Here is a 25,292-nt window from a genome sequence, read left to right as displayed (position 1 = left end):
CGTGCCGTCGAAGACGTCACGCACACCCCGGTTACCGCCGAGTTCCGTCGCGCCGACTGTGACGAACGTCAACGAAACTGTTCAGTGAAAACAACGTGAGCTGCTCACCACCGTATGCCCCGGCGCGCCCGGTCGGTACGGACTTGCCCCCGCGATCCGGCTGGCCCTCCAGCGCCGGACCGGCCCGGAGCGGCCGCGGCGGACGCTGGATGATGCGGGGGTGGAGACGACGACGGTGACGGTGCGGACCGGGCGGCGGGAGCAGGTCCACGACCTGACCGGCGAGGCGAGCCGGTTCGTCGCCAGCCGCGGGGACGGGTTGCTGTCGGTCTTCGTGCCGCACGCGACGGCCGGTGTCGCGATCCTCGAGCTCGGCGCCGGCAGCGACGACGACCTGCTGGCCGCGCTGGCCAGCCTGCTGCCCGCCGACGGCCGCTGGCGGCACGCGCACGGCACACCGGGGCACGGGCGCTCGCACGTCATGCCGGCCAGCATCCCGCCGTCGCTGACCGTCCCGGTCTTCGCCGGCCGGCTCGCGCTGGGAACCTGGCAGTCGATCGCCCTCGTTGACCTGAACGTGGACAATCCCGACCGAACCGTCCGGTTCTCGTTCCTAACGGGCTGATCGTTGGCGGCGCCGGTTCCTCGATCCGGTAACACTGTCAGAACGGTCTCCGGAGGTGTAGGCAATACGTCATGCCCACGACGTGGGATTCCCAGCTCGCAGCGAACCGCGAGGCCCGAACGGACCTGGGCCCGCCGAGCGGTCCGCCGTGCCCGCTCGGCCGCGCGCAGCGGCCTGTCAGGCGCGGACTTCCCTGGTTCCCCGCGGTTCGGTCAAGCGGGATTGATGTGCCCACCGGGCGTGGCACTTGCGCTGCCACCACATGGTCCGGTGGACTTAGGCCACGGCGGGGCTCGCGGCCAGTAGGGCCGACGGGTTTGTCCGACCGGGACGCGCGGGTCTACGCTCGCCCGTCAGGAATACGAGCAGGAGGTAACGGAGGGTGAGTCCGACCGCGGCGAACGCCGAGGGTCAGCGCCGTGCTGAGCGTCTTGGCGTCGTCGCCGGAACCATGGTGCAGTCGATCAACGAGGACGACGACATCGCAGGAGACCTGCTGGAGGCGGTCACCGCCGCCAGCGGAACGGAGCTCGTGCCGGAGGACTCCGACGACGTCGTCGACATCGTGCTGCTGTGGTGGCGCGACGAGGACGGTGATCTCGCCAACGCGCTCATCGATGCCCGGCGCCAGCTCTCCGACCAGGGGATCATCTGGCTGCTGACCCCGAAGTCCGGCCGCGAAGGTCACGTCGAGCCGAGCGACATCCTGGACGCTGTGCCGACCGCTGGCCTGGTCCAGACGAGCACGCTCAGCGTCGCCCAGGAGTGGGCCGGCATGCGGCTCGCCGCCCCCAAGACCCAGCGGGTCCGGCACCGCTGACCCGGCACGGTCCCGTGGGCATGGCTGCCTCGGCAGGCATGCCGTGCCCACGGGCCTCGCGCGGGGCCCGAACGGGCCATACTGGGCTGCCTGGCGGTGCCGGGCTTCCAGGCGGGAGGGGACTTGGTCCGGAGTGGGCTGACCGTGGTCGTGACGAGGGCTGTTCGTTGACCGTGCGCGGGCTCAGCCAGCGATCAGGACGCGGGCTTCTCGCTGACCGCGTGTGGGGTCCAGAGCGGCGGTCCTGGGCGGCCTCAGGGCGCGAGCGGCACCTGCTGGCCCTCGACGGCGACAGGGTAACGTGCCCAGATCTTGTTGATCTCTGACTGCAGGTAGAGCGGCCCGAAGCCAACCAGGAACAGCAGGAAGGCGACCCCGGTGCTCAGCTCGGGCACCCCGGCCGCCTGCTGCGCCTGCGCCGCACGGGTTCCCAGCCGCCAGGCCGCGAGGAACGGCGGCACGATCAGGATCACGCCGAACGTGCAGGCCAGCACCGACAACGCCGGGTTGGCCGTGATCCGGCGGTCGTACTGGCTCAGCTCGCGGTTGGTCTTGTAGACCCAGACCAGGCCGTAGATCCCCAGCGTGATCAGCGGAAGTCCCAGCCAGGCGGCTACGGGGTTGCGGCGCTTGCCCAGCACGCCCCAACCGGACGTCACCGAGTCCGGCGCCGGCGGCTGGAGGCCGCCCCATTGCGTGGTTGCACCCGGGTTTGTCACTGGATCTCTGCCCTCCCACGCGGCCCGGCTCGCGCCCGCACCGCGCTCAGAGTAGCGCCGATGGGGTCAACTGGCCGGATTTGGACAGCGGGCCGCGCCGATCGCCCGGGCGCCGCGCGAACGCCGCCGGCGGCTGAGGCCCGGCGCGACGACCTCTGGCCGCCGGTGCGCGAGCCAGGCTTGGGGCCGCCGCCCGCCAGACGAGGAAGGGAAGGTGTGCCGGCCGTCCCGGGGCTCTGGTCGGCGACCTCGCGGTGGCATGCTTGGCTGGGAACGCGCATCGAGCACGGGTGCCCGTGGCTGGCCCAGGCCAGCGCGCGCCCGCGCCTGGGCCATCGGCAACGGGCATGAGCCTCGCCCCGCGCCATCAGGCCCACAGCTGGCCCCACGCCAACCAGGCCATGACCGGAGGATGATCACGTGACCGTCGAGGTGGGCGCCGCCGCCCCCGACTTCTCGCTCAAGGACCAGAACAACGAGGTTGTCACCCTCTCGCAGTTCAAGGGGAAGCGCAACGTCGTCCTGATCTTCTACCCGCTGACCTTCACGGGCGTCTGCCAGGGCGAGCTGTGCTCCGTCCGGGACGACCTGGCCTCGTTCCAGAACGACGACGTCCAGGTGCTCGCCGTCTCCGTCGACTCGGCCTTCGCGCACAAGGTGTGGGCGACCGAGCAGGGCTACGAGTTCCCGCTGCTGGCCGACTTCTGGCCGCACGGCGAGGTGGCGAAGGCCTACGGCATCTTCGACGAGGCGAAGGGGCTCGCCGTGCGCGGCACCTTCGTCATCGACAAGGAGGGCGTCGTGCGCTGGAAGGTCGTCAACGCGATCCCCGACGCCCGCGACCAGGCCGAGTACCTCAAGGCGCTCGCCGCCCTGTAGGACACCGCGCGGGCGCTCGGCCAGCGCGACGGTCCCCGCTGACGGGACGCAGGCCGGCATCCGGACGCGCGAGGGTTCGGATGCCGGTCAGCCTCTCGTCGTCAGGGTCTCGGGCGAGCGGTGGGCCTCATTGGTTGATCATTGTGGTGGGACGACGGGCGGGCCGACATGCCGTGCTATCGCTGCGACACGCGCCAGACCGACCCTGCCCGCGGTGCCAGCCCGTGGGCCAGGGCGGTCGTCGGCGGCGAGCAGGTACTTGTGTGCCCGGAATGCCAGCGTGACCCCGGCTGGCGCCACCCGCTCGACCGGTGTGTCGGCTGCGGCTCGGCCCGGCTGGCGAAGGCGCTGGGCCTGGTCGTCTGCCGAGACTGCGGCCGCCGGACAGAGCCGGGAGGCCAGCAGCCCGGCCCCGGCGATCCCCTGATCCAGGGTTCAGCCCACGAACCTGGCCGGGGCGACCCACCTGGGGCCGGGAACGCCACCTTGGCCGGCGACGTCGCGGCAGCGCTTGCCCGGATGTTCGGGCAGCCCACGACCGTGGTGCCGTCCCCGGACGAGGCCACGGACCGGTAAGATCACAGACCAGTCACTCCGCCGGGTGCGCCCGATTGCGTACTCTTGCGGAACTCCCGGGCGTGTAGCTCAGCGGGAGAGCGCTCGCCTTACAAGCGAGTGGTCGCAGGTTCGATCCCTGCCACGCCCACCTACGACCTCTAACCTGCGGCGATGCTGTCTGCTGGAGGTCAGGTTCCTGCGGACGCCCACAGGCTGGCGATGGGTACAGCTGTGATTCGGTCCGTTAGCTGGAACATGCGTGGTCCTGTGTGGATGAGGAGCCCGGCCGCGAGCCTGGTGTCTGTCTGTTCCTGAAGCCAGGCGAGATGGCGTGCATCGTTGAGCGAGGGCGCCGCGGATGCCTTTATCTCGATGGCGACGAGCTGGCCGTCGCGGGTTTCGACGAGGAGGTCGACTTCGTGCCGGCCGGCCGGGTCCCGGAAGTGGTAAAGATCGGCTCCGATGACGCTGAGAGCGCACTCGGCACGGAGCTGGGCGGCGACGAGTGTGTCGATGGCGCGGCCAAGGAGGTCTCCGTCTCGTAGCGCGCGACGTTGGTCGATCCGCAGGAGCGGACCGAGCAGGCCAGGGTCGATGACATATCGCTTGGGAAGGCGGGTCGCGCGCAGGGTGCGATTTCCCGCCCAAGCGGGCACCCGGCTGGTGATCATGAGGGTGTCGAGGAGATTGTCATAGGCTGTGGCCGTCTCGCGATTGATTCCCGCCGCGTCGTACAGGAGCTTGTGGGTCGGCACCCCGGCAGTGTTGGCGGCGATCGCCTGGAGATAGCGCCGCATTCGCAGAGGATCGCGGGCGACTCCCAGAGCCGGCGCCTCTCGGGTTGCAAGGTGATCTACATAGCCGGTCAGCCAGCGATCGCGGGAGCGTCCCGTGGGAGCGTTGAGAGCCTCAGGCCAGCCGCTGGTCAATGCTTCGTCCACGTAGCTAGCCAAATCCCACTCAGGGGCCGGATTAGCGAGGCTCGCGGCGCCTTCTGCAACTATGCGGTCAATCAACGGCGGAGCCGTCGGGTCGCCATGCCGCTCGCGACCGACGAGCGGATACATGGTCAGCCGGACGATCCGACCCGTCGCGGGCCAGCCGGACGCGGTCAGATCCGCCTGCGAGGAGCCAGTCAGCACGAATCGACCCGGTCGAGGGTCGTCGTCCACAGCGCGCTTGACCGCACCCAGGACCTCGGGAACCAGCTGCCACTCATCGATCAGGATGGGCTCGTCGAGCCCGCGCAGCGCGACGTCAGGGTCGGCGCGGACGACGGTGGCCTGCGCGGGCACGTCCAGGCGGAGCATCGAGCGGCAGAGCCGTCGGGTGGTGGTGGTCTTGCCGCAGGCGCGGGGACCGACCACGAGGACGGCGGGATGCGTGGCGATCACATCCTGCAGCTCCTGGTCGATCAGGCGAGGAACGTACCTGCTCACGGAGCTCCCGTCGGCCTCTTCGACGAACCTGCGATCGCATGATAGCACGTAGATCAATCGCTATTTAGCACGTAGATCACCCGCGAAATTTGGCATAGATCGACCGCGTGGAGCGGGGTGAGGTGGGCCGTCGCGGTGGTGGTCGCGACCGACGTGTCGTCGCCTCCAGCCGCCACCGATCGGGGTGAGCGCGGGATGCGCCTGATCACTCGGAGTATCGGCGCTTGAAAGGGGAAGCGATGCACGAACAGGAGCGACCGGGCGGCTCGCGAGCGGGATCGCGTTCGTCCGGTACACGCGCGCTTACGGGCGCCGGCGGTGTGTGACGGCTTGCACCCGCCGCCGCTACTGTGATTGAAGGCAGTTCGCCTGTTGCGTCTTCGCTCGCGTATGAGGTGCGAGAAGGCTGGTCAGGACAGCGCTTGGAGGCTTCGGCCTTACAAGCGAGTGGTCGCAGGTTCGATCCCCGCCACGCCCACAATCGCTTACGCCGCAGGGGTGTTCTGGCCCGCGGGTCGCTGCCGGATGCAAGCACACCGCTGTCGCGACCTCTCGACGACGCCCATCCTTGACACTCGTGGGGCCCGGCGCAAGGAGCACTGCGGCGACGTGATGTTTAGTCTGAGCTATAGTGCGAGTGTGTCCGCAGGCTTGTCCCCTCGGTGGACGGTCAAGACGACCCGCGAGGTGCGGAACTGGCTGCGCGCGCTGCGGCAGGCTGATCCGGCCACCTACCGATCGGTGAACGTGGCGATCGACATGCTCGCCGATGCAGGCCCAGCGCTTGGCCGGCCGGTCGTCGACACGTTGGCCGGTTCGGAGATCAAAAATCTCAAGGAGCTACGGCCGCGGTCAGGTCGCACAGTGGCGATCCGGATCCTGTTTGTCTTCGACCCGTGGTCGCAGGCTGTGTTGTTGGTTGCAGGCAACAAGGCCGGCGACTGGTCGGGCTGGTACGAGAATGCGATACCGGTTGCCGAGGCGGCGTATGACGGATGGCTGGCGGCCGAGAGGAAACGGAGGGGCGGCTCGTGACTGAGTTCTATGACTGGGACGACCTTCGCGCCGAGTTGCACGATGGCGACGATGAAGCACTCGCTGCGGAGCGGGCACGTACGGAGGCTTGGATCAGTGCGTTTCACCTGGCTGAGGAGCGCACTCGCCTCGGTCTCACACAGCGCCAGGTAGCCGAGTCCATGGGCGTGTCTCCAGGCCGGGTCAGCCAGATCGAGAACGGTGACCTTGATGCCAACGAGGTCGCCACCCTAAGCCGGTATGCACGGGCACTTGGAGCCCGACTACGGATCATCTTTGACTACGGGAACGAACTGCACCAGATTGCCTGAGACGGTCTCTCCGGCACGTGGGCGTGCCGCTCCCGTGAGCGATCTATGTTTCGGAAGTCTCGTGGCAGGGCGGCATCAAACGGTCGTAGCGACGCCCCGATAGGATGATCGCGATGGTGTCGAGGGGCTGGATGGTGGATGGGCGTACGGGAGCGGTTGACGGTGGAGGACCGCGAGGTCATCTCGCGGGAGTTGAGTCAGGAGCGTTCGGCTCGGTATATCGCCGCTGTGCTCGGTCGTCATCATTCGGGGATCTCCCGGGAGATCGAGCGTAACGGCGGTGCCGCGGCGTATCGGGCGGTGGATGCGCAGGCACGGTGTGATCTGATGTGCGCCCGCCCGAAGGAACGGAAACTCGTCGCGTCGAAGGAGCTGCACGACGCGGTGAACACCGGCCTGGTCGAGAAGTGGTCGCCGAAGCAGATCAGCGAGAGACTGCGCACGGACTTTCCCGACGACGAGAGCATGCGCGTGAGCCACGAAACAATCTACGAGTGCCTCTACCTCCAGGCGCGCGGCGAGCTGCGGACGGAACTGAAGATCGCGCTGCGTAAGGGCCGGGCCAGGCGGGTCAACCGGTCGCGCAGCACCCTGACCAGGGGCGGGATCGTCGGCATGGTCAACATCAGCGAGCGGCCGAAGGAGGCCGAGGACCGCGCCGTCCCCGGTTTCTGGGAGGGCGACCTGATCATCGGGAAGGGCAACAAGTCGCAGATCGCCACGCTGGTCGAGCGCACGACCCGGTTCGTGATGTTGGTGCGAATACCGTACGACCGTAACGCCGACAAGGTCGCCTACCTGCTGGGCAAGAAGATGGAGACCCTGCCCGAGTTCATGCGGAACTCGGTGACCTGGGACCAGGGAAAGGAGATGGCCCGGCACGCCGATTTCACCGTCCGCACCGGTATTCCCGTGTATTTCTGCGACCCGCACTCACCGTGGCAGCGCGGCTCGAACGAGAACACCAACGGGTTGCTGCGCCAGTACTTCCCGAAGGGCACAGACCTGTCCTTGCACACACAGGAAGAACTTGATATGGTGGCCACGCAGCTGAATGGGCGGCCACGGCAGACGCTCAAATGGGCGACGCCGCTCGAGGTCTTTACCGAGCTGCTGGAAAGTCATGTGTCGCCATGACCGCTTGATTCCGCCCAGGTTCGAGTCGTGATCGGCATCGTCGTTGATCGGCAAGCACGCCAGCCCCGTGTCGACAGGCTCCCTGATTTTGGTCATACTTTTGACTATGACTCCGTCGGCTGCCACGTCGTCGGCTGCCAGCGGGCAGAAGGGCTCCGCAGCCGGCGGGAAGGCGACCAGCGCTGTCACGGATCCCTGCGCGCTCGTAACCAGGCAGGAAGCCGAGTAACTCGCTGGCACCTCACTGAACAGTGACGTCACGCAGCCAGAAACGTGCACCTACACCGCGCCGCCCAGCGGGCCGACCGCCCAGGTCGAGGTCTTCGCCGGCAGGACGGCCGAGAGCTACCTCGCCGCCGAGCGCGGTGTCGGCCACGTGCTGCGGCCGCTGTCCGGCATCAGTGACGAGGCCTATGCCGAGGATTACGCGGTCTTCGTGCAGAAGCACGATTTCTGGGTGTCGATCGACCTCACCCGTAGCAACGACCCGGCCGAGAACCGCGGCCCCCTGGAGAACCTGGCCCGCACTGTGGCCAGCCGACTCTGACCGGAATGCGAGTTTTCGCCCGGAAACGGGTGGTCGCCGCGCGGTCGCGCGGTCGGCGATTCGGCCAACAGCCGGTCCACGGCGTCGCGATGCGCGGCCAGGTACTCGGCACGAAAGAGCAGACGCGGACGTAGTCCCAGCAGTGATCTATCGACCGAGTGGCGCCGGGTCCGAGGTCCCCGGGCCTGGCACCAATGAGCCCGGAACAAGGCGCCAACCTGGGAGAACGCTCCGGTGGCAACGGCGCCACGGCCGCTCGGCGCACCAGCTTGGCGAGGCTCGCCGCGAGGAGGAATTCGCCTTCCGTGGTGGGCTCCAGCCGACGGTCCCCGCCTTCGGGCGAGCCCATTTCCCTGCGGGGCCCAACCCGGCTGTACCCCCGGATCCATTGCTGGCGAGTATGGAGTTCCGGGAGTCGTTATTCCCTGGGCAGTGCGGGATGGGGCGACTACGGTTGGGTTGTGATCGACGCCGGTCGGTCACCTTGACGTAGTACCTGGGAGACGCGATGCGAGGACGAAACATCGCGCGCCCGGCCGGCTGGGCTGGGCTCGGTCGTCGCGGCGCCGTGGTCGCCGTTTTGGTACGGGTCGCGTTCGTGGCGGCGGTGGCCTGCTGCGCGTTGACCTGGGCACCTGTGACTTCCGCGGGGAATGCCGCCGTGGTTGAGGATGCGCCTGCGGCGGACCACACGGTGAGCGCGGCCGCCGCGAGCCCGGCGCGACAGTCGAGCGGCCGCGTCGACCTGCCGCTGAGCGGGATCAGGGCGATGACCGTGTCGCTGGCCGCGGCGCCGGCGGACCAGGCTGCCAGCTCGCCGGCAGCTGTCGGGGCCAGTCCGGTGCCCACCGAGCCTGGGGCTGACGCGGCCAGCCCCACCGCCACCGTGCCGGCCGCCGGCGGAGCCAGCCCGGCCGCCACCGCGCCGCCCGACGACGGGGACGGCCCGACCGCGACCGCGTTGAGTGGCGACTACGCCGCCTACGTCACCGCCGTCGACCCGGCGAACGGCAGCGTCACCTTCGACGTCGTCGAATGGTTCACCGGCACCGCGGCCCAGCAGGCCTGCACCGAGGACGGCAATCCGGGGCCATGGCCCGCGGAACAGTGCAACGACTACTACGTCCGCGACAAGAACGTCGTGTCGCGTACCCTCCCGGTCGCGCCGCGGGCCAACCTGCGGTACGTGGACGAGAACGGCCCTGCCGCCGGGGTCAGCCTGGAGGACCCGAGCGGGGGAGACGTGCCGGCCACGTTGTCCGCACTGGCGGGAAAGCTGGCCCAGCTCGGGCCGGACGGGCGGCTCAAGGCCTTCATCAAGGTCGGGTCAGGCGCGCTGACCTCGATCGAGGAGATCTTCACCCCGTGAGGCCTGCGGGCCAGGACCGGCGCTGACAGGACCGCCGCGTTCGACCGTGCCAGCAAGCTGGCGTCCGCGGCGTCGCCTTGGCGGACCACCCGACGCGCGTCGTTGCCGGCGGGTCCTTGATGTGGTTTCCAGAATCGGAAAGTATTGGCACCGTGGGCGAACAGGTGTTCACGTCGAGTGTGCACCACCGGGACCCGAAGGCGGCCCTCGCCTGGCTGGAGCGCGTGTTCGGTTTCGAGATCACGATGGCCATCGACGGGCCGCCCGAAGCGCCCGAGATGTGCCACTACGAGTTGAGCTGCGCCGGCGCTGGACGGATCATGGTTGGCGCCGAGTGGGCCGACTGGATCCGCTGCCCCGCCAGCAACGGCGGGTCGAACAGCCAGGTGGTGCACGTGCAGCTGCCGGGCGGGCTCGACGAGCACTGCGAGCGGGCCCGCGCGGCCGGCGCGGAGATCGCGGCTGAGCCGACGGACCAGTTCTATGGCGACCGCACCTACCGTGCCGTCGATCTCCAGGGGCACCGCTGGTCGTTCGCGGCCCACGTCTGCGACGTCTCCCGCGCCGAGGCCGAGGCCGCCCTCGGGCAGCCGATCATGGCCACCGACTGGAAGTGAGCGAGCCCGCGCCCGAGGCGAGCCTCGACGAGACCCTGTCCGCGCTGGCCGACCCGGTCCGGCGGCGGGCCGTCGAGCTGCTCGCGGCGGGGCCGCGGCGCGCCGGCGAGCTCGCGTCGGCCCTCGGCGCCACGCCGTCGACGATGAGCAAGCATCTACGGGTGCTGCGCCAGTGTGGCCTGGTCAGCGAGACACACCCCGAGTTCGACGCGCGGGTCCGGATCTACACGCTGCGGTCGGTGCCGATGACCGAGCTGCGCCGCTGGATCGACACCGCCGAGCAGGCCTGGGCGGGCCAGCTCGCGGCCTTCGCCGCGCATCTTGAGCGACACCTGGAACGGTGACGGAGGGCTTACGCGTTCTCGTCGCGCTGCGGGTGCCGGTCGCCGCGGCCCGGGCCTTCGGGGGCGTTCACCGCCCAGATCGGCCAGTGGTGGCAGCCCAACGGCCTGTTCCCGTTCACCGGGGGGCGCACCGGAACGCTCGCCTCGAGCCCGGTCCCGCCGGTCGTCCGGGTCAGAGCCGGCCGAAGTCCTGCGTCCAGTAGTAGCGGTAGGAACCGCCCTCGGCGTAACCGACGCCGATCCGGGTGTAGGAGCAGTTGAGGATGTTCGCGCGGTGCCCCGGGCTGTTCATCCACATGTCCATGGTCTGGGCGGCCGTCGCCGCACCCGCGGCGATGTTCTCCCCGACGGCGGTCAACGGGAACCCGGTCGCGCGGATGCGGTCAGCCATGGACCGGCCGTCGAGGCTGGTGTGGCTGAAGTAGTTGTTCTGCGCCATGTCCGCGGTGTGCGCCTGCGCCGAGGCGGCGAGGCGCGGGTCGGCGGCGAGCGGGCCGCAGCCGGCCTTTCCCCGTTCGGCGTTGGTCAGCCGGACGACCTCGTCGGTCTTCGAAAGGGCGGGCGGCGGCGTCGTGGCGGGCGGACGTGTCGTCGCGGGCGGTGTCGAGCGGGCGGGCGGCTGGGCCGGGGTGGACGGTGTCTCGGCGGCCGGCACGGTCGTGGGCGGCGCCGACGGTGGGACCGGGTCCGGATCGGCCGACGGAGCGTGTGCTGACGGAGTCGCGGCGGCCGGCAAGGTGGTGGCGGCCGGCAAGGTGGTGGCGGCCGGCAAGGTGGTGGCGGCCGACACGGTTGGCTGTGGGGGCTCGCCGCCGGCGGAGGGTGACGAGACGAGACCGGGCTTGCAGGAGGCCAGCATCGCGGCCAGGCCCAGCGCGGCCAGCGCGCCGGTGACGGTCCTACGGGCAAGAGGCATGACCACTCCTTGGTCGCCCCCCCAAGGAACGGTCAGAAGCCTATCAAACCGGACAGGAAGCGCCGATCGGGTGGCCCGTGAGCGGGTGAACCTCGCCAGTGCCCACCGCGGCGTGGGGGCGGCATGGCGCAGGGTCCCGAGGGGGACCCAGGCCAGCCGCGATGCCGGCGCCCACGGAGCCGGCGCCCACGGAGCCGACACACCTGACCCGGCAGAAGGGGGTGCTGCCACACCCCTCGGGTGGTCGGCGGAGGTGGTCTGCCAGGGCGCTGCCCGTGGCGGCGCGCGTCATCGCGTCAGGTGATCCGGCGGTCGGCGGCCCAGCGGGTGAGCTGATGACGGCTGGACAGGCGCAGCTTGCGCAGGACGTTGGACGCGTGCGTCTCGACGGTCTTGACCGAGATGAACAGCTCGGCGGCGATCTCCTTGTACGCGTAGCCGCGGGCCAGCAGCCGCAGCACCTCCCGCTCGCGCGGGGTGAGCTGGTCGAAGTCCGCGTCGGGGGCGGCCGCGGCGGGCGGGGCGTTCGGCGCGTCCCGGAAGGCGTCCAGGACGAAGCCGGCGAGGCGAGGGCTGAACACGACGTCCCCGCCCGCCACCCGTTCGACGGCGTCGGCGAGCTCGTCCGCGGAGATCGTCTTCGTGACGTAGCCGCGGGCGCCCGCGCGGATCAGGGCGATGACGTCCTCGGCCGCGTCCGAGACGGAGAGCACCAGGAAGCGGGTGTCCGGCACGCGCTCGCCCACCTGTCGCAGCACGGCGAGGCCGCCGCCGTCCGGCATGTGCACGTCGAGCAGGACGACCTGCGGCCGGCTCGCCACGATGCCGGCGACGGCGGCGGCGGGCGTCGCCGCCTCACCGACTACCTCGACCCGGCCGCCGAGCTCGGCGCGGACGCCGGCCCGGAACATCGCGTGGTCGTCGACCAGGTACACCGTCGTCATCGCCGCATCCTTATCGCCACCTCTGTTCCCCCGCCGGGGCTGCTGCGGAGCGAGACCGTCCCGCCGTTGCGCTCGACCCGGCCGATGATCGAGCCGCGCACGCCCTGACGGTCCTCGGCGACCGCGTCCGGCTCGAAGCCGACCCCACGGTCCCGGACGAACACGCTGACCGCGTCGGCCTCGACCTCGGCGTAGAGCGAGACGTCGGTGGCCCCGGAATGCCGGGCCGCGTTGACCATCGCCTCGCGGGCGGCGGCGCAGGCCGCCGCGAGCGCGTCGTCGAGGGCGAGGTCACCGACCACGACGACGTCGACCTTGACCGCATAGGCGTCCTCGACCTCGGCGGCGGCCGTGCGCAGCTCCGCGCCGAGCTGGCCGCCGGCCGCGCGGGTCCCGTAGAGCAGGCCGCGGAGCTCGCGTTCCTGGCCGCGGGCGAGGCGGGTCACCTCGCGCGGCGAGTCCGCGTTGCGCTGGATGAGGGCGAGCGTCTGCAGGACGGAGTCGTGCAGGTGGGCGGCGATGTCGGCCCGCTCCTGGCCGCGGATCCTTTCGGCACGTTCGGCGCCGAGCTGGGACGTCAGCCGGATCCACCACGGCCCGCCGAGCAGGGCCAGGCCGACCGCCGTCACCCCGGTCGCCCACAGCCCGTCCCGCAGCGTGTTCACGTTCGCCCGATGCAGGACGAGGACACCCCCGGCGACTACCAGGGCGGCCCCGAGGAGCAGGCGCAGCCGGCCCATCCGGTCGGCGGTCGGCGCGCCGAACGTGCTGCGCGACGCCCGCAGCCAGCGTTCGCGGTCCGGGCTGGCCGCCTGGCGCCAGATCGTCGCGCCGCCGAGGCAGGCGAGCAGGGTGGGCACGAACAGGGAGCCGCCGGCGATCCGGCTCGCCAGCACCGCGAAGGCCGCGAGGACGACCACCCCGAGCAGCACGAACTCGACCGGCCGCGGCAGCCGCGAGGGCCGGACGCCGGCGGGCGTGGGCAGCACGATCCAGTACGTCGCGTAGAGCGCGACGCCGAGCCCGCCGCTGATCACCAGGACGAGGAAAAGCAGAGTGACCGTGCGTCGCCGCAGGCCCGTGTGCAGCGCGATCCCGGTGATGACCCCGCCGGCCAGGCCCACATCAGGACGCCGGTAGAGGACGCGGGTGGTGGGCTGGGGCCGGGTCACACAGCCATGATTCCGGCTCCGGCGGTTCTCGGGTATCGGGAGTCGCCCCGAGCCCCGCCCTCAGGGTCGAAATCAGGGGTTCACCGGATGCGCTGACCCCGTCACGTCGGCAACCTGTACCCACTATGAGCACAGAACCCGAACCCCCGGTGACACCGCCAGCCGCCCCGCTCACTGCCCCGCCGGCCGTTCCGCCGGCTGCTCCGCGGCGCCAGCTACGCCGCAGCGCCACCGACCGCGTCCTGTCCGGTGTCTCCGGCGGGCTCGGGGAGTACGCCGGCGTCGACCCGGTGCTGTTCCGGGTCCTGTTCGCCGTCGCCGCGATCTTCGGCGGCGCCGGCGCCCTCGCCTACCTGATCGCGTGGGCGGTCATCCCGGCCGAGGGGACCGGCCACACACCGCTCGACGGCTGGGTCGAGCGGCTGCGCCGCCGCCACATCCCGCCGTGGCTGGTGGCGGTCGTCTGCGGGCTGCTGCTGTGGAGCCTCGCCTTCAGCTGGTGGTCGCCGCACCCGGCCTGGCCGCTGCTCGTGATGGTCGTCGTGCCGCTGGTGCTGCTCGGGTCTCGGGATGGCGGCTGGCGGCGTCCAGTCCGGACCGCGCCGCCAGCCTCAGGCGAGCCGCCGGCCGCTTGGGCCGGGGCGGGCTCGGGAGAGGCCGTCACCTCGGAAGAGCTGCGGACCTCGGTCGACGCGCCGGCCCTGCGCCTGGACAAGGGCCCAACGGCGCCGGCCTGGGCCACCGAGGCTCGCGCCTGGCTCGGTGAGGCCCGAGGCGCGGCGCGGGAACGCCACCGACGGTCCTGGCCGCTGCGGATAGCCGCGCTCACGACGCTGGTGGCGACGCTGACCGTCCTTGGGGTGACCGACGCGCTCGTCGGGATCTGGCTGCCGGTCTACTTCTGGGTCATCGGCGGGATCGCCCTGGTCGCGCTGCTGGTCGGTGGGGTGCTGCGGCGCCTCCCGTGGTCGCTGCTCCCGCTGCTGCTCCTCGGTGCGCTCGGCACCGCCGCGTTCGGCGGTACCCACGCGAGCCTGCACGACGGGACCGGGCAGCAGGTCTGGACGCCGGCGACGGCCGCCGACGTGCGCGGCGACTACCGCCTCGCCTTCGGCCAGGGCGTGCTGGACCTGCGCCGCCTCACGCCGACGTCGGCCCACGAGATCCACGTCACGCTCGGGGCGGGCCAGGTCCGGGTGCTCCTGCCCGCGGGGATGAACGCGACCGTCCGGGCCGACGTGCGCTTCGGCGACGTCACCGTCGACGGCCTCAACTCCTTCACGAGCGCCGGCCGCGGCTGGGGCGAGCGGCACCGTGGCATCGGGACCAACGAGACGGTCCTGCCGCCGTACGGCACCGAAGGCGCCCCGGTGACGATCTACGTCAAGGTCGCCGACGGCAACGTGTCGGTCTCGCACGGCTGACCCGGCCGGCCCGGTCGCGGGTGCTCGGGCGCTCCGAGCACCCGCGCGAGCCGGTCACCCGGTGTTGCGCAGGCCGGCGGCGATGCCGTTGATGGTCAGCAGCAGGGCCCGGCGCAGGCGTGGGTCGATCTCGCCACCGGGGTCGGCCGCCGCGGCGGCGCGGGACCGGGCGAGCAGTGACACCTGCAGCGCGTGCAACGGGGCGAGGTACAGGTCGCGCACCTCCAGCGTCTGGCGCAGCACCGGGGCGTGCTCCAGCAAGGTCGAGGACCCGGTGACGGTCAGCACCTCGGCGACGGTGCGCTCGTGCTCGGCGCGGATCACCTCGAACGGTCCGGCCTTCTCTGCGGGGACGAGCGTGGTGACGTAGTCGGCGGCGATCCGCAGGTCGGTCTTCGCCAGCGTCATCGACACGTTGCTCAGGAACGTGCGGAAGAAGTGCCACGACCGGTACATCTCGGCCAGCGTGTCGCCCGCGCCGGCCGCCCGGGCGGCCGCGAGCCCGGTGCCGAGCCCGAACCAGCCGGGCAGGATGATCCTCGACTGCGTCCAGCCGAACACCCACGGGATCGCGCGCAGGTCGTCCAGGCCACCAATGCCGCCGGGCCGCCGGGACGGCCGGGAGCCGATGTTGAGGTGGCCCAGCTCGTCGACGGGTGTCGCCGCCAGGAAGAACGGCACCAGTGCCGGGTCGGCGGTCAGCGCCCGGTAGGCGGTGCGCGCCGAGTCGGCGACCGCCTCCATCGCCTGGTCCCACTCGGCCAGCACGCCCGCTGGCTGGCGGGACTCGCGGTGCAGGATCGACGCCTCCAGCACGGCGGCCAGCGCGATCTCCAGGTTGTGGCGGGCCAGCTGGGGGAGCGTGTACTTGTCCGAGATCACCTCGCCCTGTTCGGTGACCTTGATCGGGCCGTCGAGGGTGCCGAACGGCTGGGCGAGGATCGCCTCGCCGGTCGGCCCGCCGCCCCGGCCGACCGAGCCGCCGCGGCCGTGGAACAGCCGCAGCACGACGCCGTGCCGGCGGGCCACGTCCCGCAGCTCCCGCTGGGCCCGGTGGATCTCCCACTGGGACGCGGCGATGCCGGCGTCCTTGGAGGAGTCGGAGTAGCCGAGCATGATCTCCTGGAGGTCGCCGCGGGCGGCGACCACGGCCCGGTAGGACGGGTCGGCGAGCATGCCGTCGAGCAGCCGGCCGGCGGCGCGCAGCTCGGCGACGGTCTCGAACAGCGGCACGAACCCGATCCGCGCCCGCGCGCCGGCGCCGGGGGTGATCTCGACGAGACCGGCCTCCCGGGCGAGCACGACGACCGCGAGGATGTCGTCGACGTCGCGGGTCATCGACACGATGTAGCTCTCGATGACGTCCTCGCCGAACCGGTCGAGCGCGACCCGGATCGTGGCGAACAGCTCCAGCACGGCCGCCGCCGTCGGGTCGGCGGGGACGGGCGCCGCCGCCCCGGACAGCGGCCGGCGTCCGGCCAGCTCGCGGGACAGCAGCGCGATCCGCTCGGGCCGGTCGAGGTCGGCGTACGGGCCGGGCAGCTCGCCGAGCCGGTCGTAGAGCGCGCCGAGCGCCGCGTGGTGGCGCTCGGCGTGCTCGCGGATGTCGAGGGTCGCGAGCGACATCCCGACCGCCGAGGCCACCCGGATCGCGCGCCGCAGCGGGCCGTCGGCCACCAGCTGGCCCCGGTTCTGCGACAGCGACCGGTGCATGACGGTCAGGTCGGCGAGCAGGCCGGGCAAACTCAGGTAGTCCCGGCCGGGCACGTGCGCGGCCCCGGCGGCCAGCCGGTCGCGGGTGGCCGCCAGCCTGGCCCGGATGTAGCTGGCCTTCAGCCGGTACGGCTCGGTGGCGTTCAGGCGGATGAACCGGTCGTACACCTCGGGATGGGCCGCCCGGTCGGCGTCGAGGCTCGCCACCAGCTCGTCGCTGACCTCGACGACCCGCGTCGAGGCCGTCAGGTCCTTGATCAGGCCGTCGACGGCGCCCAGCAGCACGCGGATGCCGAACTCGTGCTGCAGCGTGAGGACGTCGAGGGTCACGGCCGGGGTGACGTTCGGGTTGCCGTCCCGGTCGCCGCCGGCCCAGGTGCCGAACCGCAGCGGCCGGGCGGTGACCGGCAGCCCTGCCCCGGCCTGCGCGAGCGCGCCGTCGAGCTCCTCGAGCAGGCCGGGCAGCACGTCGGTGGCGATCGAGGTCAGGTAGTAGGCGGCCGAGCGGGCCTCGTCGGTGGGCTTCGGGCGCTCCACCCGCAGCTCGTCGGTCTGCCAGAGCACGTCGACGGCCTCGGCGAGCCGGCGGTCGACGACGTGGCGGCGGGACGGGTGCGCGCGCGGGTCGTCGGCGGCGTCGAGCAGCTCGGCGATCCCGCGCAGCACGTCGAGCACCGAGCGGCGGCTCGCCTCGGTCGGGTGCGCGGTGAACACCGGGCGCAGCTCCAGGCGGCTGACGACCTGGGCGGGCAGCTCCGGGTCGAGCAGTCCCGCGGACACGGCGGCGGCGATCCGGCCGCCCGTCTCCTCGATCGCGCCCCGCGGGCGGTCGGTCAGCTCCCGGGCCCGGTGCAGCTGCTCGGTGATGTTGGCGAGCTGGAAGTACGCGGTGAACGCCCGGGCCAGCACGATCGCGGTTGGATGGTCGACGTCCGCGAGCACGCGGTGCAGGTCGCCGCGGTCGCCGCTTCCGCGGGCCAGCGCGCGCACCCGCTCGACGAGCTCCAGCAGCTGGGCGCCCTCGTGGCGGGTCAGCGACTCGCCGAGCAGCCCGCCGAGGCGGCGCACCCCGGCCCGCACCCCGGCGTGCCGCACATCCGAGGCGACCCCGCCGGCGAACGTCCCGGCGTCCAGGCCCTGCTCGGTGTCCGGCTCGGGGCCGGTCCCGTCGCCGCTGGTCCGTGCCTCGCCGCGGTGGTCCATCGCCGTCACGCCGCCTCCGGTGGTCTCGTGTGCGCGGGGCGCGGTCGGTACCCGCGCGGGGCGCGCTGGCCATGCTCGCGCCTTCAGGTGTCCGGCCTGTTTCAGGACCGCGGGTCCTCGCGATCAGGAGCGGAAAAGGCGCGGGTCTCGTCGTACAGCCGCTGGTGGGCGGCGCGGACCCGGTCGGGGTCGACCTTCAGGACGGTCCGGTCGTAGGTCAGCAGGCCGTTGCGCTCGCCCTCGACGTCCGTCACCTGGGTGTAGACGGCGATGCTGAGGCCCTGGTCGCGGGCCAGCGCGCGCAGCTCGTCGACCATCCCCAGATAGCGGTCGGTGAGCCCGTCCGGCGAGGTGGCCCACTCGTAGCTGAACCCGGTTGCCCGGCCCCAGTCGTGGCCGGTCAGGGCCAGCCCGAGTCCGCCGAACTCGCCGAGCGCCCGGCACCTGCCGGCCGAGGCCGCGACGGCGGCCGGGCCGGGATAGGCGTGCAGGTCGGCGACGTGGCCGGCGCCCCCGTCGACCCAGTCGTTCCCGGGGTCGGCGCTGCCGCTGTTCTCGCTGACCAGGCGGGTCGGGTCGAGGTCCCGGACCGTCCGGGCGATCCGCGCGACGTCGTACTGGCCCCAGCCCTCGTTGAACGGGACCCAGCCGACCACGGACGGGAAGGCGCCGCACTGTTCGACGAGTGCCCGCAGCTCGGCCTCGAACTGGCGGCGGGCGGCCTCGTCCGGCTGCCGGTCGTGCGGCATGGACGGCATGTCCTGCCAGACGAGCAGGCCGAGCCGGTCGGCCCAGTGGTACCAGCGCGCCGGTTCAACCTTCGCGTGCTTGCGGATACAGGTGAAGCCGAGCTCCTTCGCCACCTCGAGGTCGCGCCGGAGGTCGTCGTCGGTCGGGGCCGTGTAGCCGCCGTCCGGCCAGTAGCCCTGATCCAGCAGCCCGAGGTGGAAGACGAAGCGTCCGTTCAGCAGTGGCCGCGGCTCGCCGGCCACCTCCGTCACCTCGACGGACCGCATGCCGACGTAGCCGTCGACCCGGTCGGGCGCGCCGGTTGGGCCGGGCTGGCTGTCGGCGAGGGTGACGGTCACGCCGTAGAGGAAGGGGTCGTCGGGCGACCAGGGCCGGACGTTCGGTATCTCGACGGTGAACGGCTGCCCGCTGGTGCCGAGACCGGTCGCCACCGTGTCGGCTTCGGCCGCGAGGCCGGCGCGCACCTCGACCCGGACCGGGACCGCGGCGGCAGGCCCCGGCTGGCCCGCCTCCGCGGCCGCGGGCGCCTGGACCGCGTGCACCAGGACGTGGACGGCGCCGGCGGCCAGGTCCGGGGTCAGCGTGAGCCGGGCGATGTGGCAGGACGGGGTCGGCTCCAGCCAGACGGTCTGCCAGATCCCCGAGGCGGCCGTGTAGAAGATCCCGCCCGGGTTCCGCCGCTGCTTGCCGAGCGGCTGCCCACCGCCGTCCGTCGGGTCCAGGACGTGGACGAGCACCTCTTCCTCGTCGTGCCAGGCCAGGGCGGGTGTGATGTCGAAGCTGAAGGCGTCGTAGCCGCCGCGGTGCGCGCCCACCTCGACGCCGTTGACCCACACCCGGCATTCCCAGTCCACCGCGCCGAAGTGCAGGTGGACCCGGCCGCCGGCCCAGCCGGGCGGCACCCGGAACGTGCGGCGGTACCACATCCGCTGGTACCCGGCCTCGATGCCGGACAGGCGCGCCTCGACCGGGAACGGGACCATGACCCGGCGCGGCAGCCGGCGCCCGACCGGGGGACCGCCGGGCTCGTCGAGATCCTCCGCTTCCCGGCCGCCCCAGAACTCCCACCGGCCGTTCAGCGACAGCCAGGACGCTCGGACGAGGTGCGGGCGCGGGTACTCCGGCAGTGGCCGGCGCGCGGCGGCCGCGCGCGACCAGGCGGCCGAGAGCCTTCTACCGGGCACTCCCGAATGCTAGAAGGTCGCGCCCGGCCGGCCGTCCTGGCTGGCCGTATCCGGCGGGCCGGGTCTGGCTGGCCGGGTCCTAGTACGGGTGGCGGTCGGGCTTGCCGCTCCACGTCGCGTAGGCCTGCCCGCCCAGTTCGGGGCTGAGCTGCTCGACGTGGATCGAGCGCTCGGCCAGCGGCCGGCCGAAGTCCTCGTACTGGAAGGCGTCGTCGAAACCGATCTCGCGGGTCGCTTCGAGGTCGCTGCTGTAGTAGACGTCATCGATCCGGGACCAGTAGATCGCGCTCATGCACATCGGGCACGGGATGCCGGCCGTGTAGAGCGAGTACCCCAGCAGCATCCGGGCCCGTTCGGGAACCCGGTCCGGGGAGCCGGGCGGGCGGGGGACCAGCTGCAGCGTCGCGTGGTTCTGCTCGTCCGGGCTGATCGTCGGGCCGTCCGGGTTCAGCACCTGGATCGCCTTGCGGATGCACTCGACCTCGGCGTGCGCGGTGGGGTCCCCGGTCAGCAGGACGCGGTTCTGGCCGCGCGCGACGATGTCCCCGTTCTTGGCGATCACGGCGCCGAAGGGGCCGCCCCAGCCGTTCTCCACCGACTGGACCGCCAGCCGCGTGGCCTCGTTCATGAGCGCCTTCTTGTCCATGCCCGCCCCATTTCCGCTGTTCGTCGCTCCCGGTGGGCCGGTGTTTTCCGGAACCATCCGGCCACAGCAGTGGCATACCCATCCGGGCGCCGGGCGTAGCGCCGCCGGGACCGAACGAACAAAACGGGCAAGAGGCAACGGTGGCGCGCCGTGATGCTTTCCACGACCTACGCTCCGAATGGTGGATGGCTCGCGGAAAGATGACGTCGGCCGGGAATCGGATGGCGCGGCCGCGACCGCCGTCGTCACCGTCGACGTGCGCGAAGGCTGTGAACGCGACTATCTGCGCTGGCAGCGCAGAACGGACGATGTGGCCCGCCGGCGCCCCGGTTTCGAGGCGGCCGAGCTCTACCCGCCGGCGTCGGTCGACGACCACTCCTGGGTGGTGCTGTTCCGGTTCGGGACGGTCGGTGACCTGCGCGGCTGGCTGGACTCACCGGACCGCAGGCGCCTGCTGGACGAGGGCCGGGAGCTGTTCAGCGGCCCGGGCAGCCAGGAGATCCTCGCGGGTGAGCGACCCGAGAAGGACACCGTCACGGCGGTCGTCGCGCATGACGTACGGCCGGGCCATGAGGCGGCCTTCCTCGCCTGGCAGGAGAAGGCGCACAAGGTCCAGAAGACGACGGCCGGGTTTCGGGGCTACGAGCTTTTCCAGCCCGTTCCCGGGGTTCAGGAAAGGTGGGTCGCAGTCTTCCGGTACGACTCGATGCGCCACCTGGAGGAATGGCTCGGCTCGACCGCACGGCAGCGGCTGATCGAGGACGGCCGTGCGCACATCACCGGATTCGACGTCCGGAAGGTGGGCTCCGCGTTCAGCGGCTGGTTCCGGTTCGGCGAGGCCGGCGGCCGGGACGAGGGAGCGCCGCCGAGCTGGAAGCAGGCGATGATGGTCCTGCTCGCGCTCTATCCCACGGTTATGGTGCTGAGCATCACGGTCAGCGACGCGCTGACGGGCGCCGGGCTACCGGAGTTCCTGGTCTTCTTCGTCGGCAACATCCTGAGCGTGGCCACGCTGACCTGGATTCTGATGCCGCTCGCGAACCGGGTGTTCGGGTTCTGGCTGATGCCCGGGGTGCCCAGGACCCGGTGTCGCCAGGCCCTGGGCGCGGCCCTCGTCGTCGGCTGCTACGGGCTTTCCCTGCTGGTCTTCGGGCTGGCGACCGCCTGAGGGCCGCGCCGCCGCTCCGCCCGGGTCACTGCTGGCGGCGCAGCTTGCCGGACGGCCGGCCCCCGGGCACGTCCTCGGACGTGTAGGTCAGCTGGCCGTCGGAGCCGAGGGACAGCCGGGTGGTGCCGCCCTCGGTGCAGGCCTGCACACCGAGCATGGTGACGTTCTTGCCGGAGCCCGGGATGTCGGCCACGACCACCTCGTCTCCGGACGGGCCGCCGAACCCGACGAGCCGGAGATCCCCGGTGCAGTCGAGCGAGTCGACCGGCACGCCCAGGACGGTGGTCACTGCCATGTCCGCATGGCCGACGGTCTGGCCGGTCTGGCCCGCTCGCAGGGTGATCACCGCGTGGTAGATGATCGCGCCGTCCTCGGTGGTCACCGTCCCCTGCCAGGTTCCGAGGTACCGGGTGGGCAGGGGACCGGGCCGGGTCGTTCCGGTACCCGCGGGCGGCGCGGAGCCGTCTGGGAGGGAACCGTCAGGAATGGACCCGTCGAAGGTGGCCGGCGGGCCGGAGGTCTCCACGGAGATCGCCGGACCGGAGCTCTGACGACCGATGGTCCCGTCGTCGCTGGCGGCCGAGCTGTGGGCCTGCCGCACCAGGAGGACGACGAGCAGGATGATGACCACCAGGCCGAGGAAGCCCGCCGTCGCGGCCGCGATCAGGCCGCGGCGGTTCGACCCGCCTGCCGGCGGCCCCGGCGGGGTTGCCCCCAATGGACCAGGCGGGGTGGGCGGCAGACCGGGGAAGGGCGCCGGGGTCGCGACCGTCACGAGGCCCGACGGTGCGCCGCTCGGCGGGCCCGTCCCGGGACCCGAGCCCTGGCCGGCCGCCGGGACGTAGCCGGCCGGCGGCGGGTACCCGGCTGGCGGGGTGTATCCGGCTGGATCCCGCGACGCGAACCCGGCCGCTGGCGAGTACCCGGGTGGCGGCGGGTAGCCGGGCGGCGGGTTGTGCTCGGCTGGTGTGGCTTGGCCGGCTGGCGTGACGGGTCCAGGCGGCGTGACGGAGGTGTAGGGCGGGCCGGGCTCGCCGGGTGTGTCGAGGTCGAGGAGGGCGACGGCCTGCCGGCTCAGGCTCGTGACCAGGTCCGTCGGCAGCCAGCCGGCCGCCATCAGCGCGGCGGCGCCGTCGGGCGCGAGCGCGGACACCACCTCGCGCGGGGTGGGCCGCGCCGCCGGATCCTTGCGCAGGCAGGCGCGGACCAGCTCGCGCAGGTCGGCGGGCAGCTCGGCGAGGTCGGGCTCGCGGGTGAGCACCCCGTGCAGCACGGAGGCCATGACCGGGCCGTCGAACGGCCCGGCGCCCGTCGTGGCGAACACGAGCACGGACCCCAGCGAGAAGACGTCGCTGGCCGGGCCGATCTCGGCGCCGTGCACCTGTTCCGGGGCCATGAAGGCGGGCGAGCCGACTACCGCGCCACTCGTGGTCAGCACCGAGGCGTCGATCGCCCGGGAGATCCCGAAGTCGATGACGCGCGGCCCGTCGGGGCTGAGGATCACGTTCGACGGCTTGAGGTCGCGGTGGACCAGCCCGGCGCTGTGCACGGCGATCAGCGCCTCGGCGAGGCCGGCGCCGAGCGCGCGCACGCTCGTCGCCGGCAGTGGGCCGTGGTCCGCCACCGCCCGCCCCAGGGATGGGCCCGGGATGTACGCGGTGACGAGGTAGGGCTGCTCGGCGTCGGGGCCGGCGTCGATCAGCGGTGCCGTCCAGGGGCCGCCGACCCGTCGGGCCGCATCGACCTCACGGCGGAACCGGGTCCGGAACGCCGGCTCGTCCGCGTACTCGGGGCGGATCACCTTGACGGCCACGGTCCGGCCGCCCTGGTTGCGGGCCAGGTAGACCCGGCCCATCCCGCCGGCGCCGAGGGTGCCGAGCAGGCGGTAGCCGCCGACGGCGACGGGGTCCCCGGCACGGAGCGGTCTCACGCGCGGCCGTCCTCCTCCTCGACGCGGGGGTCAGCGGCAGCTGCAACATCCTCGGTTCCCCGACGAGGTTAGCGATGAGCGCGCCGACGTGTCTCGGCCGGATGCCGGCGACGGACCGTCGATCCGGCGGTCAGCGCGCGGAGCCTGCCGACTGCCCGGCCGAGTCGGCGGGGCTCGTGGCCCAGCGGATCCCCGCCACCGCGCCCCAGCCGGCCAGCCGGCCGACGGTGCCCTCGAGGACGGGCAGGTAGGGCAGCCGCAGCGGCCACCGCGTCCACACCGGCATCAGGCCGACGGCCGCGGCCGCGAGCGCGCTGTACGGAGCCCGGGCCGCGAGCGGCAGCGGCGCGCTGACCAGCAGGTACCGGGCGGCCTGGCGGGCCTGCGGTGTACCGGCGAGCTCCGGGCGGTACGCCGCCAGCTGCTCGCCCAGCGCGGCCATCGTGCGCGGCGGGTCGTCGATGCCGAGCTTCTCGGCCACCAGCCCCGTGTCCAGCACGTAGCCGTCCTGCTCGGCCGTGGTCAGCGGGGCCGAGCCGTAACGCTGGTAGGCGGCGAGGAAGCTGTCGATCTCGGCGAGATGCACCCAGCGCAGGAGGTGTGGGTCGTCCGCCGCGTAGGGCCGCCCGTCGGGCGCCGTCCCGCGGACCCGGCGGTGCACACCCCGTACCCGGGCGACCGCTCGCTCCGCCTCGTCGTCCGGGCCGAAGGTCGTCGCGGCGAGGAAATAGCTGGTCCGCTGCAGCCGGCCCCACGGGTCGGCGCGGAAGTCCGAATGAGCGGCCACCCCGGCCATCGCGAGCGGATGCAGCGACTGGAGCAGCAGCGCCCGCAGGCCGCCGACGAACATCGCGCTGTCGCCGTGTACCCGCCGGATCGGCCGGTCCTCGGCGAACCACCGCTCGCCGGCTGCTTCGAAGATCTGCTCGCGCCGGCGCGCGCCGTCCGGCCCGGAGACCCGGGCGAAGACCTCGCCGCCGACCCGCGCGCGGAGCTCGGCCGCGTCGACGGGCAGCCTCGGCAGCACCATTACGCCATCATGCGCGCCGCCGCGTTCACCCGTCTGATCCGCACAATGATCGTGAGGACCGACACGCGTATTCGCGGGTGTGCCGTTCGGGCCGGGGCCAGCCCCGTCCAGGCACCGGCATGATCGCCATTTCAGGCTCCAGATGGTTGTAGCCGTGGCATTTCCGCGACCACTTGAGGGCGCAGTCGGCGATCACCTAAACGGGCGGGCCGGTCACGGCACTAGGATTTGATCGCATGAAATGCGGTTCCGGCGCTGCGAAGCACCTGCTGTCCAGGTATCAGCCGGCGGACGGCGGCGAGGCGGCGGATGTGGCCCAGGCGCTGGCCATGGTCGAGGGAACTCCCGACCCCTGGTCACGCGACGCGCCGCTGCATCTCACCGCGTCGGCGGTGGTCGTCCATCCGGAGACCGGGCGGGTCCTGCTGCGCTGGCACGAGCGGATGGAGAGCTGGCTGCAGGTCGGCGGCCACGGCGACCCGGGCGAGGACGACCCGGTCGCCGTCGCCCTGCGGGAGGGCCGCGAGGAGACGGGCCTGACGGACCTGCGGCCCTGGCCGACGGCCGAGCTGCGCCACGTCGTCGTGGTCCCGGTTCCCGCGAACACCCGGGAGCCGGCGCACGAGCACGCGGATCTGCGCTTCGTCCTGGCGACCGCGGCGCCGGCGCAGGCTCGGCCGGAGAAGCCGACGGCGCCGCTGCGCTGGCTCAGCCTGCCCGACGCGCTGGACGCCGTCGCCGAGGACAACCTGCGCGAGACCCTCGTCCGCACCGGGCGGCTCCTCGGTTCCTGAAGCTGCGAGGGTTCCTGA

At 72.2% G+C, this 25,292-nt stretch carries 24 protein-coding genes and 1 tRNA gene; 15 read left to right on the top strand and 10 right to left on the bottom strand.

The genetic code is table 11. The annotated features are described in order from the left end of the window. Nucleotides 1-220 precede the first annotated feature (220 nt). Together FRADC12_RS03455 and FRADC12_RS03450 are read left to right on the top strand one after the other, a co-directional pair. Nucleotides 221-625: a secondary thiamine-phosphate synthase enzyme YjbQ gene (locus tag FRADC12_RS03455; protein ID WP_045875523.1), complete on the top strand. Its 405-nt coding sequence runs from the start codon at nt 221-223 to the stop codon at nt 623-625. A 382-nt stretch (nt 626-1,007) separates the two neighbouring features. After that, a complete protein-coding gene (locus FRADC12_RS03450; protein WP_045875522.1) occupies nt 1,008-1,445 on the top strand; it encodes a DUF3052 domain-containing protein in 438 nt (145 codons plus the stop codon). A 254-nt stretch (nt 1,446-1,699) separates the two neighbouring features. Here FRADC12_RS03450 and FRADC12_RS03445 read toward each other — a convergent pair whose 3' ends face one another. Next, on the bottom strand, nt 1,700-2,104 hold the full coding sequence (locus tag FRADC12_RS03445) for a DUF4234 domain-containing protein (protein WP_198152763.1): 405 nt from the start codon (nt 2,102-2,104) through the stop codon (nt 1,700-1,702). Nucleotides 2,105-2,584: 480 nt separating this feature from the next. Between FRADC12_RS03445 and FRADC12_RS03440 the strand changes: the two genes are divergently transcribed. The 3 genes from FRADC12_RS03440 to FRADC12_RS03430 all read left to right on the top strand — a co-directional run bounded on the left by FRADC12_RS03440 (nt 2,585) and on the right by FRADC12_RS03430 (nt 3,749). Beyond that, nucleotides 2,585-3,043, top strand: a complete 459-nt coding sequence (locus FRADC12_RS03440) for a peroxiredoxin (RefSeq protein WP_045875520.1) — start codon at nt 2,585-2,587, stop codon at nt 3,041-3,043. Between the two features lie 168 nt (nt 3,044-3,211). Further along, nucleotides 3,212-3,619: a hypothetical protein gene (locus FRADC12_RS03435; RefSeq protein ID WP_045875519.1), complete on the top strand. Its 408-nt coding sequence runs from the start codon at nt 3,212-3,214 to the stop codon at nt 3,617-3,619. A 58-nt stretch (nt 3,620-3,677) separates the two neighbouring features. After that, nucleotides 3,678-3,749: transfer RNA gene (locus FRADC12_RS03430), tRNA-Val, on the top strand. 40 nt (nt 3,750-3,789) lie between these two features. On the opposite strand, the gene FRADC12_RS03425 is transcribed toward FRADC12_RS03430, so the two are convergent. Further along, entirely contained in the window at nt 3,790-5,040 is a 1,251-nt protein-coding gene (locus FRADC12_RS03425) for an ATP-binding protein (RefSeq protein WP_045879032.1), read from the bottom strand. 687 nt (nt 5,041-5,727) lie between these two features. Between FRADC12_RS03425 and FRADC12_RS03420 the strand changes: the two genes are divergently transcribed. From FRADC12_RS03420 to FRADC12_RS03390, 7 genes are all read left to right on the top strand, one after another. Beyond that, complete coding sequence (locus FRADC12_RS03420; protein ID WP_232303591.1) at nt 5,728-6,075, top strand: type II toxin-antitoxin system RelE/ParE family toxin; 348 nt, start codon at nt 5,728-5,730, stop codon at nt 6,073-6,075. Beyond that, nucleotides 6,072-6,386, top strand: a complete 315-nt coding sequence (locus tag FRADC12_RS03415) for a transcriptional regulator (protein WP_013423029.1) — start codon at nt 6,072-6,074, stop codon at nt 6,384-6,386. The genes FRADC12_RS03420 and FRADC12_RS03415 overlap by 4 nt, the downstream gene beginning before the upstream one ends. A gap of 138 nt (nt 6,387-6,524) precedes the next feature. Next, the gene (locus FRADC12_RS03410) at nt 6,525-7,523 is read left to right on the top strand and encodes an IS30 family transposase (RefSeq protein WP_045875091.1); all 999 of its coding nucleotides are present in this window, start codon (nt 6,525-6,527) and stop codon (nt 7,521-7,523) included. Nucleotides 7,524-7,899: 376 nt separating this feature from the next. After that, nucleotides 7,900-8,070, top strand: a complete 171-nt coding sequence (locus FRADC12_RS31970; protein WP_198152762.1) for a hypothetical protein — start codon at nt 7,900-7,902, stop codon at nt 8,068-8,070. A 661-nt stretch (nt 8,071-8,731) separates the two neighbouring features. After that, nucleotides 8,732-9,439: a hypothetical protein gene (locus FRADC12_RS03400; protein ID WP_232303590.1), complete on the top strand. Its 708-nt coding sequence runs from the start codon at nt 8,732-8,734 to the stop codon at nt 9,437-9,439. Between the two features lie 152 nt (nt 9,440-9,591). Then, nucleotides 9,592-10,056 (top strand): VOC family protein, encoded by a 465-nt coding sequence (locus tag FRADC12_RS03395; protein WP_232303589.1) that lies wholly within the window; start codon nt 9,592-9,594, stop codon nt 10,054-10,056. Beyond that, a complete protein-coding gene (locus FRADC12_RS03390; RefSeq protein ID WP_045875516.1) occupies nt 10,053-10,400 on the top strand; it encodes an ArsR/SmtB family transcription factor in 348 nt (115 codons plus the stop codon). Before FRADC12_RS03395 ends, FRADC12_RS03390 begins: the two co-directional genes overlap by 4 nt. Before the next feature lie 172 nt (nt 10,401-10,572). Here the strand turns inward: FRADC12_RS03390 and FRADC12_RS03385 are convergent, their stop codons facing one another. From FRADC12_RS03385 to FRADC12_RS03375, 3 genes are all read right to left on the bottom strand, one after another. Continuing rightward, the gene (locus tag FRADC12_RS03385; RefSeq protein WP_045879030.1) at nt 10,573-11,316 is read right to left on the bottom strand and encodes a CAP domain-containing protein; all 744 of its coding nucleotides are present in this window, start codon (nt 11,314-11,316) and stop codon (nt 10,573-10,575) included. A 296-nt stretch (nt 11,317-11,612) separates the two neighbouring features. After that, nucleotides 11,613-12,260, bottom strand: coding sequence for a LuxR C-terminal-related transcriptional regulator (locus tag FRADC12_RS03380; RefSeq protein WP_045875515.1), 648 nt, complete (start codon nt 12,258-12,260; stop codon nt 11,613-11,615). Beyond that, nucleotides 12,257-13,432 (bottom strand): ATP-binding protein, encoded by a 1,176-nt coding sequence (locus tag FRADC12_RS03375; protein ID WP_084010425.1) that lies wholly within the window; start codon nt 13,430-13,432, stop codon nt 12,257-12,259. The genes FRADC12_RS03380 and FRADC12_RS03375 overlap by 4 nt, the downstream gene beginning before the upstream one ends. Before the next feature lie 125 nt (nt 13,433-13,557). On the opposite strand from FRADC12_RS03375, the gene FRADC12_RS03370 reads away from it, so the two are divergent. After that, entirely contained in the window at nt 13,558-14,856 is a 1,299-nt protein-coding gene (locus FRADC12_RS03370; protein WP_045875513.1) for a PspC domain-containing protein, read from the top strand. A 54-nt stretch (nt 14,857-14,910) separates the two neighbouring features. On the opposite strand, the gene ppc is transcribed toward FRADC12_RS03370, so the two are convergent. The 3 genes from ppc to FRADC12_RS03355 form a co-directional block, all read right to left on the bottom strand. Beyond that, nucleotides 14,911-17,772, bottom strand: a complete 2,862-nt coding sequence (gene ppc / locus FRADC12_RS03365) for a phosphoenolpyruvate carboxylase (RefSeq protein WP_232304103.1) — start codon at nt 17,770-17,772, stop codon at nt 14,911-14,913. A gap of 101 nt (nt 17,773-17,873) precedes the next feature. Then, nucleotides 17,874-19,706: a glycoside hydrolase family 2 protein gene (locus FRADC12_RS03360; RefSeq protein ID WP_045875512.1), complete on the bottom strand. Its 1,833-nt coding sequence runs from the start codon at nt 19,704-19,706 to the stop codon at nt 17,874-17,876. A gap of 79 nt (nt 19,707-19,785) precedes the next feature. Next, on the bottom strand, nt 19,786-20,334 hold the full coding sequence (locus FRADC12_RS03355; RefSeq protein ID WP_232303588.1) for a nucleoside deaminase: 549 nt from the start codon (nt 20,332-20,334) through the stop codon (nt 19,786-19,788). Between the two features lie 199 nt (nt 20,335-20,533). Here FRADC12_RS03355 and FRADC12_RS03350 point away from each other — a divergent pair, with 199 nt between their 5' ends. Continuing rightward, nucleotides 20,534-21,520 carry an antibiotic biosynthesis monooxygenase gene (locus FRADC12_RS03350; protein ID WP_052711246.1) on the top strand — a complete coding sequence of 329 codons (987 nt, stop codon included), beginning with the start codon at nt 20,534-20,536 and terminating at the stop codon, nt 21,518-21,520. Nucleotides 21,521-21,545: 25 nt separating this feature from the next. Here the strand turns inward: FRADC12_RS03350 and FRADC12_RS03345 are convergent, their stop codons facing one another. Beyond that, a complete protein-coding gene (locus FRADC12_RS03345) occupies nt 21,546-23,450 on the bottom strand; it encodes a serine/threonine-protein kinase (protein WP_045875509.1) in 1,905 nt (634 codons plus the stop codon). Nucleotides 23,451-23,580: 130 nt separating this feature from the next. Next, nucleotides 23,581-24,480 carry an oxygenase MpaB family protein gene (locus FRADC12_RS03340; protein WP_045875508.1) on the bottom strand — a complete coding sequence of 300 codons (900 nt, stop codon included), beginning with the start codon at nt 24,478-24,480 and terminating at the stop codon, nt 23,581-23,583. A gap of 236 nt (nt 24,481-24,716) precedes the next feature. On the opposite strand from FRADC12_RS03340, the gene FRADC12_RS03335 reads away from it, so the two are divergent. After that, nucleotides 24,717-25,274, top strand: coding sequence for an NUDIX hydrolase (locus FRADC12_RS03335; RefSeq protein ID WP_045875507.1), 558 nt, complete (start codon nt 24,717-24,719; stop codon nt 25,272-25,274). Nucleotides 25,275-25,292: the final 18 nt, after the last annotated feature.

Source organism: Pseudofrankia sp. DC12 (genome assembly GCF_000966285.1).
Taxonomy (GTDB): Bacteria; Actinomycetota; Actinomycetes; order Frankiales; family Frankiaceae; genus Pseudofrankia.
The sequence above is the reverse complement of the archived record's forward strand: the minus strand, read 5'-3'. Positions and strand labels throughout refer to the sequence as shown.